Origin of the sequence: Hymenobacter coccineus, assembly GCF_001816125.1 — a bacterium.
In the GTDB taxonomy this organism is placed as follows: Bacteria; Bacteroidota; Bacteroidia; order Cytophagales; family Hymenobacteraceae; genus Hymenobacter; species Hymenobacter coccineus.
In genome coordinates this window covers 21,109-28,521 of sequence record NZ_MDZA01000409.1, presented here as the reverse complement: position 1 = coordinate 28,521, position 7,413 = coordinate 21,109, and the positions used below count along the sequence as shown (strand labels likewise).

Here is a 7,413-nt window from a genome sequence, read left to right as displayed (position 1 = left end):
CCCACCTGCGCGTCCCTGCCCGCGCGCCTCACCGCCCGCACCCTCGACGTCACAAACTGCCCCCAGCTGCAGCAGCTGCCCCCCGGCGTGCACCTCACCCACTGGCTGGAGGTGGCCGGCAGTGGGCTCACCGGCCTGCCCGCCGGCCTGCGGGTGGCCCTGCGCTGGCAGGGCACCCCCGTCGACGAGCGCACGGCCTTCCGGCCCGACGACCTGCGCGCCGCCGATCTGCTGCTGGTGCGCAACGTCACCCACCGGCGGGTGCTGCTCGAGCGCATGGGCCTGGAGCGGTTCGTGCACGAGGTGGGCGGGCTGGTGCTCGACCGCGACCGCGACGCCGGCGGCGAGCGCCAGCTCCTGAGCGTGCCCCTGCCCGACGACGAGCCGGTGCACGTGCTGCGGGTGGTGTGCCCGTCCACGGCCCACGGGTACCTGCTGCGCGTGCCGCCCCACGTGCGCACCTGCCGCCGCGCCGCCGCCTGGCTGGCCGGTTTCGAGCACGAGCGCGACTACCAGCCGCTCATCGAGACGTGAGCCGCCCGCCGGTTCCGCAACTGGTCCTTGCGCCAGTGTAAATCGTTTTCCTTCTTCGCAATACCTTGCCTTCCTGCCCGGCCCGCGCCTGGCTAGTGGCCCCCTCATCCCTTTTTTTTCATACCCCGTCCATGCAGATCACCCAGCAACCCGCCCACGCCGTCCTGCTCGCCAACCTGGCCGACACCACCAGCCTGCTGCTCAACTTCCGGGAGGAAGTGCTCAACCCGCAGCGCCGGCCCCTCAACGTGGCGCTGGTCATCGACCGCAGCGGCAGCATGGCGGGCGCCCCCCTGCGCTACGCCCTCAAGGCCGCCGCCGACTTTGTGGACCGCCTCCTGCCCGCCGACCGGCTCAGCATTGTGGTGTACGATGATAATGTGGACACGCTGCTCGACGCCCAGCTGGTGGCCGACAAGGCAGCCATCAAGCAGGTGCTGGCCGGCGTGCGGGCCGGCGGCCTCACCAACCTGAGCGGGGGCTGGCTGCGGGGCTGCGAGCTGGTGGCGCGCCACCAAACCGACCAGCACGTAAACCGGGTGCTGCTGCTCACCGACGGGCAGGCCAACGCCGGCATCGTCAACCCCAAGGTGCTGATCAGCACGGCCGCCAGCAAGGCCGAGGCAGGCATTGCCACGACCACGCTGGGCTTCGGCGAGCACTTCGGGGAGGACTTGCTCATCGGCATGGCCCGGGCCGCCGGGGGCAACTTCTACTTCATTCAGTCGCTCGACGACGCGGCCGACGTGTTCGGGGCCGAGCTGGACAGCCTCAAGGCCATCGCGGGCCAAAACCTCACCGTCACGCTGCATCCCCTGGGCGAGGTCAAGCTGGCCGACGTGCTGAGCCTGGCCCGCACCGGGCCCCACCCCGCCGGCCACTTGGTGCTGCGCCTGGGCGACGTGTACGAAAACGAGGACAAGCCGCTGGGCTTGCAGCTCCACTTGCCGGCCCTGCCCACCGGGCCCCACAACCTGCTGCAAGTCAGCTACCGGGTGGACGTCGTCCGCCACGGGGCCGTGGAAACGCTCAGCGGCGACTACACGGTGCACATCACGGCGGGCTCCGTCGAGGCCGTGGCGGCGGCCACCGACCCGCGCGTGACCCTGGACCTGGCCCTGCTGCGCATCGGCCGCGACAAGGAGCGCGCCGTGGACCTGGCCGATGCCGGCCAGCACGCCGAGGCCGAGGCCTTGCTCCGGCGGGTGGTGGCCGACCTCACCGCCGCCGGCCTGCACGAGCACTTCGAAATCGCCGAAGAAATCGACCAGCTCACCCACTACGCCGAGCGCATCGCCCGCCGCCACCTCGACAACGCCAGCCGCAAGGAACTGCGCGACCAGGCCTTCCAGGGCCGGCAGTCCCGCAGTGCCCTGGCCGGCCGGGGCGTCAGCGTCGACGCCGCCGCCTACGCCCTGCCGGTGGTCAGCGACGCCGGCGCCGGCGTCGAGCTCGTGTGCTTCCGCGAGGGCGGCAAGCTGCGCATGAAAGTGGTGTCGCCCGGCTACGACGACCTGAACGTGCAGTTTCCCCGCGACATCCGCGCCGAGGGGGCCCACTACCTGGCCGAGTCCCTGGAAACCAGCCTCGACGGCAACTTCTACCGCGCCAAGGGCCCCATCACCCGCCTCGTGCGTCCCGGCGAAACCGACCCGCTCGCCGCTGGCCAGCCCGGGGCGGGCAGCCGCCGCAGCGCGGCCACAGGGGCCCCGCGCCCCGCCCGCACGCCCACCACGCTGGCCGACTTGCAGGAAACCGACACCGTGGGCACGGGCGTGCTCATCCAGTGCGTCAAAGACAAAAGCAAGCTGCGGGCCCGCGTGGTGAGCGACGGCTTCGACCCCAACTGGAACATGCGCTTCCCCCGCGACATCCGCCAGGAAAACGTGCTCTACGTGGTTGACCAGGTAAACCCTGGCCCCGGCAACACCTACATCGCCAGCGGCGACATCAAGCGCTTCGTGCAGCCGGTGTAGCCGGGTGCGGCGCCGCTACGCCGGGGCCCAACCGGGTGGCAAGCGGGCCCGGACGCTTTTTTAAGGCCAGCACCAGCGTTTCGCCGCGGTGGCATGGCAAAGCCTGGACGGTCAGCAGAAACGCCGCCTACCGGGAGGACCGATTGGCACGGCGACCAGGCCAGCCGGAAATACCGCGGCGCATAAAATAATCTTAACCCATTAGCAACCATCAACATGCGCAAGATCCGAATCATGGAACACGTCTCGCTGGACGGCGTGATGCAGCACGAAAACGACGACAACTTCGCGCACGGCAACTGGACAACGCCCTACCGCACGCCGGCGGGGCTGGCGGCGGTGGTCGAGGCCTACGGCACGCGCTTCGACCTGCTGCTGGGCCGCCGCACCTACGACGCCTGGGCCGGCTTCTGGCCGCAGGCCGGCGACAGCCCGATGGCCAACGGGCTGAACGCGGCAACGAAGTACGTAGCCACCCACCGCCCCGATAGCCTCGCCTGGGGCCCGGCCCAGGCCTTGGGCGCGGACATCCTAGCGGGTGTGCACAGCGTTAAGGCGACGGACGGCCCGGACCTGCTCGTCTGCGGCAGCTCCACGCTCACGTCCGTGCTGCTGGAGCAGGGCCTGGTCGACGAGGTGGTGCTGCTGGTTTACCCGGTCTTGCTGGGCCGAGGCAAGCGCTTCTTCTCGGACCGGGCCGCCCCGTGCGAACTCGCCCTCGTCAGCACGCAGGCCACGGCCACGGGCGTGCTCCTGAACACCTACCGGCACGTGGGGGCCCTGCGCGCCTAAGGCGGTCGAGCTGCGTGGACAGTAAGTAACCAGGACGTCCTTGCTCGCCCCCGCCTAAACGACTAGTTGGCCAAGAAGCCCATTTTACCCCGCAATGCTGGCCACATTCCGCAAGAATCTTTTTCAACTTCTGGCAACATGCCTGCACAACCCCTCTCTATCCGTCCCTTTATCGGAGCCAAAGACTTCGCCGTTTCGCGCCGTTTCTACCGCGCTTTCGGTTTCACCGAAGTGGTTCTTTCACCGGTTATGTCGTATTTCTCGCTACGGAGTGTAGGCTTTTACCTGCAGGACGCCTACGTGCAAGACTGGGTTGACAACACCATGCTGTTTTTGGAAGTTGCGGATGTGGAGCAGCATTGGGCGGAACTAGCAGCGCTGGACTTGCCCAGTAAGTACGAGGGTGTACGAATTATGCCTATTCGGCAGGAGGCCTGGGGCAAGGAGGGTTTCGTCCACGACCCCTCCGGCATCTTGTGGCACATCGGCGAGTTTAACAAAGAATAGTGGGCTAAATTCCGTTTGATGTACTCAGCTGTGCCGACCTAGTTCAGAAATGCTCGGGTGTCGCCGCTTTGCTTGCAGCCCCTTAAAAAAGGAACAGTGCTTCGATTCGGTCTTGTAAGCCGCGGTGCTGCTCAAGTCCACGTCCAGGTGTCGCGCCCTGGTTCCATGCGCCATTCCTTTGCCTTTTGCCTGAGTGTTCATTATTCTTGAGCGTTCATAAATAGTGAACGCTCAAGAATAATGAACACTTTAGCTGTCCAGCGCGCCGCGGCCAGTACCGTTGGCCGAGCCGCTTACGCGCTCGAGCAGTTGATTGGGCAAGTGGTGCGCTTAGGTTCCTGGAACGGGTGAATGGCTTCGAATTGGTAGTGCCCGATGGCCATCTTCAGCAGCGGGTGCAGCGGATAGGCCTCGTCGTCGTTGAGGAACGCCACCAAGTTGTGGAGCTTGGCTTCCGCCACGCCCGCGCCCCGGGCGGCGTGTAGAGGGCCTTGACCGCGCGGGGCCGCTGCCGCCCTGGCGAATGACCACGGCATTGGCATCAAAACAAGTCGAATTAAAGGTTAGCTCCCCAACCTGGCCTCAAAATTACCCCCGAATAACGTCCTACCTTCAAAACAAGGCTGATTCAAGGGTAGCTGCTTTAAGGTTGGCTGCGACTTGGGTCCCAAAGGGCCGCCCCAACCTGTGCCGGCCGACCCCCTGCGTGGGGTACCCAAGTAAAAAGCCCGGCGTTGGCCGTTGCCAAGCCGAGCCTTTCCGTTCTGGGTGCGTGTTTACGCCACCGCTGCCTCAATCACGCAAACCGGATTGGAGTCCGCCGCCGGTACCGGTGTTGCATTTCCCTCCCAAATCCGCCGCATTTCCTGGTGCTGAAAGTCTTCGACCACCTTGGCGTAGAGCATCGTGGTTTGAATTTTGGCGTGGCCCAGCACCTTCTGCAGCACGGCCACCGGCAGCCCGCGCATCAGCGAAAGCACCGCGAACGTGTGCCGCGCCGTGTGCATGCTCACCAGCTCGTGCTTGGGCTGCTGCCGCTTCACCACCTTGCCTTCCTCGATGGTCACCACTTCCACCAGGTCCCGCAGCCCCGCCAGCTGGCCGATGCGCTTCAGGTTGCGGTTCATCACCTGGTTCGACGTCGCCGGCAGCAGGTGGGCCCGCGTTCCGTCGTACTTGTCGAGCAAAGCCGCCGCTGGGGGCGTGAGGTAGATGCTGACCGCCGTGCGCGTCTTGGTTTGCGTCAGCCGCAGGATGCGGCTGCCGTCCCAGGTTTGCACGTTGGCCTGGCTCAGCTCCGTCAAATCCGAGTGCCGCAACCCAGTGTAGCAGCAGAACAGGAACGCGTCCCGCGTGGCCACCAGCGAAGAGGGCAGCAGGGCTTTTTCCAGCAAGCTCAGCTCCGCGGCGCTCAGGTACACCTTCTCCACCTCGGCCCAGCGGATTTTCATCTCCCGCGCTTCCACGGCCACCGGCAGGCGCCGGTCTTCGCGCACGTAGCGCAGAAAGGCCTTGACGTGCTTCACCGTTTTGCACACCGTGTTTTGCCCCAGTTTCCGCGTCCCGCGCAGGTAGGCCAAAAACTGGTCGTGCAGGGCCAGGTCGTAGTCGCCGAGCAGCAGCCGGCGCTTAAGCACCTTTTCAAACCTGTTTAGGTGGGTGAAGGTGGTGGCCACCGATACCATCGACTGCACCAGGTTGCCCCGCGCCTTCAGCGCCGCTTGGTAGTCGGCGTAGAGGTCCGTCAGGAATATTGGGGCCGGCTCCTCCACTTTTGGGGCCTCTACCGGCGGGGCCAGCGCCGCTTTGAGCGCCTCAATTGTCACCGCCATCCCTGCCGAACGCAGTTGCCGGTACCGGGCCTGCATCCGTTCGGCCAGCGTTTCCAGGTACTCGTTGGCCTCGGTTAGGCCCGGAAAGGGCTTCTTGAATTTGCCCTTGTCGGCGTTCCAATCGGTGGCAAGGCACTTTTCCCGGGTGGCCACGCGCAGCCGCAGCCCGTCGAAGTACGCCCGTAAGTGGATGGGGCAGCGCCCCGCGGCATCCGGGCGGTCGGCCCGGCGGTCAAACTGAATGGTCAGCATAAAACGGTTGGTTTTGGGGGTGCAATTGGGAGCCAAATCCAGCCAAATCGGGGTATAAATGCCAAATCGTCCAAAAGCAAAAAACCCCTAAAAAGCGCTTCTGTTACCAGGGGAGCGACTTTTAGGGGCTTTCGTTACAAACGGAAGCGGTCTGGACGGGACTCGAACCCGCGACCTCCGCCGTGACAGGGCGGCATTCTAACCAACTGAACTACCAAACCGTTTACCGCGCTGGAAAAACCGTGTGTTTTTCCGTTTTGGTGATGCAAAGGTAGGGAAACGAAATGGGCGTTTGCAAGCTGGGGGGCATTTTTTCTCTGCAAAGGGGCCCGTTTGGGAGCTTGTGGGTTGTTTTTCAGGCTCATTGTTTTTTGGTGGGCGTCCCAACGATGGATGTTTTACCTTTGCCAACCGCTTTTTTAGTGGCGCAGGGTGGGCCCCTGGGGCCCCCTGCTACCGTATCCTCCTGCCTCTTTCTCTACCAGCCGTGTCCGCAATGCTACTCGATTTTGAACAACCCATCGCCGCCCTCGAAGGCAAGCTCCAGGAAATGCAGCGCCTGGCCGCCGATAGCGACGTGGACGTGACCAACGCCGTGGCGGCGCTGGAAACCAAAATCAAAAACCTCAAGAAGGAAACCTACGCCAACCTCACGCGCTGGCAGCGGGTGCAGCTCTCGCGCCACCCCGAGCGCCCCTACACGCTGGACTACATCGGCGGCATGGCCGAGAAGTTTGTGGAGCTGCACGGCGACCGCACCGTGGGCGACGACAAGGCCATGGTGGGCGGCTTTGGGGAGATTGACGGGCAGCCGGTGCTGTTCGTTGGGCAGCAAAAGGGCCACAACACCAAGCAGCGGCAGTTCCGCAACTTCGGCATGCCCAACCCCGAGGGCTACCGCAAGGCCCTGCGCCTGATGAAGCTGGCCGAGAAGTTCAACGTGCCCATCGTGACGCTGATTGACACGCCCGGCGCGTTTCCGGGCCTGGAGGCCGAGGAGCGGGGGCAGGGCGAGGCTATTGCCCGCAATCTCAAGGAGATGTTCATGCTGAAAGTGCCGGTGGTCTGCGTCGTCATCGGCGAGGGCGCGAGCGGCGGGGCCCTGGGCATCGCCATCGGCGACCGGGTGTTGATGCTGGAAAATACCTGGTACTCGGTGATTTCGCCCGAGTCGTGCAGCAGCATCCTGTGGCGCTCGTGGGACTACAAGGAGCAGGCCGCCGAGGCCCTCAAGCTCACGGCCACTGACATGCAGAAAGCGGGCCTCGTGGACGGTATTGTGAAGGAGCCGCTGGGCGGGGCCCACACCGACCCGGAGGCCATGATTGCCACCCTGAAAAAGACGCTGCTCAAAACACTGAAAGAGCTGGCCGCCATCCCCGCCGCCGAGCGCATCTCGCAGCGCATCGACAAGTTTTCGGCCATGGGCGTGGTGGTGGAGTGAGAATTAAAAATTATGAATTAAAAATTAAAAGTTGGTAACGACGACCACTTCGGCGCTGGCAATGATTTTTAATTTT

At 64.6% G+C, this 7,413-nt stretch carries 7 protein-coding genes and 1 tRNA gene; 5 read left to right on the top strand and 3 right to left on the bottom strand.

The features are described 5' to 3' along the window. The 4 genes from BEN49_RS28345 to BEN49_RS18935 all read left to right on the top strand — a co-directional run. Positions 1-534 (top strand): DUF6745 domain-containing protein (locus tag BEN49_RS28345; RefSeq protein WP_070746010.1); only part of this gene is annotated, 534 nt, incomplete at its 5' end. A gap of 131 nt (positions 535-665) precedes the next feature. Then, positions 666-2,510 carry a vWA domain-containing protein gene (locus BEN49_RS18945; protein WP_070746009.1) on the top strand — a complete coding sequence of 615 codons (1,845 nt, stop codon included), beginning with the start codon at positions 666-668 and terminating at the stop codon, positions 2,508-2,510. Between the two features lie 216 nt (positions 2,511-2,726). Further along, positions 2,727-3,302: a dihydrofolate reductase family protein gene (locus tag BEN49_RS18940; RefSeq protein ID WP_070746008.1), complete on the top strand. Its 576-nt coding sequence runs from the start codon at positions 2,727-2,729 to the stop codon at positions 3,300-3,302. A gap of 66 nt (positions 3,303-3,368) precedes the next feature. Beyond that, complete coding sequence (locus BEN49_RS18935) at positions 3,369-3,809, top strand: VOC family protein (protein ID WP_239692009.1); 441 nt, start codon at positions 3,369-3,371, stop codon at positions 3,807-3,809. 293 nt (positions 3,810-4,102) lie between these two features. Here BEN49_RS18935 and BEN49_RS25930 read toward each other — a convergent pair whose 3' ends face one another. The 3 genes from BEN49_RS25930 to BEN49_RS18925 form a co-directional block, all read right to left on the bottom strand. Continuing rightward, complete coding sequence (locus BEN49_RS25930) at positions 4,103-4,345, bottom strand: Fic family protein (RefSeq protein ID WP_239692008.1); 243 nt, start codon at positions 4,343-4,345, stop codon at positions 4,103-4,105. 240 nt (positions 4,346-4,585) lie between these two features. Continuing rightward, a complete protein-coding gene (locus tag BEN49_RS18930) occupies positions 4,586-5,893 on the bottom strand; it encodes a site-specific integrase (protein ID WP_083326247.1) in 1,308 nt (435 codons plus the stop codon). 147 nt (positions 5,894-6,040) lie between these two features. Further along, a tRNA-Asp gene (locus BEN49_RS18925) sits at positions 6,041-6,114 on the bottom strand. Between the two features lie 275 nt (positions 6,115-6,389). Here BEN49_RS18925 and BEN49_RS18920 point away from each other — a divergent pair. After that, positions 6,390-7,337 carry an acetyl-CoA carboxylase carboxyltransferase subunit alpha gene (locus tag BEN49_RS18920; protein WP_070746005.1) on the top strand — a complete coding sequence of 316 codons (948 nt, stop codon included), beginning with the start codon at positions 6,390-6,392 and terminating at the stop codon, positions 7,335-7,337. Positions 7,338-7,413: the final 76 nt, after the last annotated feature.